1 protein-coding gene is annotated in these 981 nt (G+C 39.3%); it reads left to right on the top strand.

Going from position 1 to position 981, the window contains the following annotated elements; all coding sequences use genetic code 11:
- Window positions 1–981 (top strand): condensation domain-containing protein (locus tag B0A64_RS15715; protein WP_244285427.1); only part of this gene is annotated, 981 nt, incomplete at both ends.

Here is a 981-nt window from a genome sequence, read left to right as displayed (position 1 = left end):
TTTACCTGAATATATGGTTCCTGGCGCTTTGGTTGTTATGGATTCTTTTCCCTTGACAATCAATGGCAAACTGGACAAGCGTTCATTACCTGATCCAGATTTTAGCGGATCAATGGAAGCTTATATGGCTCCAAGGACAGAATTGGAGATCACTGTTTGTAATATCTGGAAAGAAGTCTTAGGCTTGGATAGGGTTGGAGTAACGGATAATTTCTTCAGGATAGGAGGTGATTCTATTTTGAGCATCCAGGTGTCAAGCCGTATCAGACAGGCAGGATTTGTTTGTCAGGTAAAGGATATTTTTGAATGTAAGAGTGTTGAGAGGCTGTCTAAATATTTAAATGATAGAAGTTCTGAAAGTATCATTTTATCCGAGCAAGGTAATCTGGAGGGGGGATTTGGTTTATTGCCTATTCAGCAATGGTTTATAGAACAGGCAGATTCAGGTAAATTAACAAATCCTAATCATTGGAACCAGAGTTTTTTAATTCATGTCGGAGCATTGGATTTAGTTAAGTTAGAATCTGTAATAGGAGAATTGGTTTCTTATCATGATATCCTGCGTGTTGGATTTGCAAAACAAGCAGATGGGAGTTTTATAAAAAGGCAGGTGTATTATTCGGCGGTTGATTTGCCAGAGCTTCATACATTAGATATTAGTCAATATAGTGAAGAGGAAGTTCATAATTATTTGACCCATTGGCAAAGCGGATTTAGTTTAGAGTACGGACCATTGTTTAGCGTAGGTTACTTATATGGTTATAAAGACGGAAGTGCCAGAATCTATTTCGCCCTGCACCACTTGATAGTTGATGGAGTTAGCTGGCGTATCCTTGCCGATGATATCAGGACTTTATATTCTGGGAAGCGTTTACCCCAGAAGGGCAGCAGTTACCGTCAATGGGTTGATAGTATTAATAGTTATGCTCAGAATCATCTCTCGGAGTTGTTGTATTGGGAGGAGCAGCTTAAAGGTATGCC

It is taken from the genome of Flavobacterium araucananum (assembly GCF_002222055.1).
In the GTDB taxonomy this organism is placed as follows: Bacteria; Bacteroidota; Bacteroidia; order Flavobacteriales; family Flavobacteriaceae; genus Flavobacterium; species Flavobacterium araucananum.
Note: the sequence above shows the minus strand (reverse complement) of the source record. Positions and strands in the feature narration are given on the sequence as shown.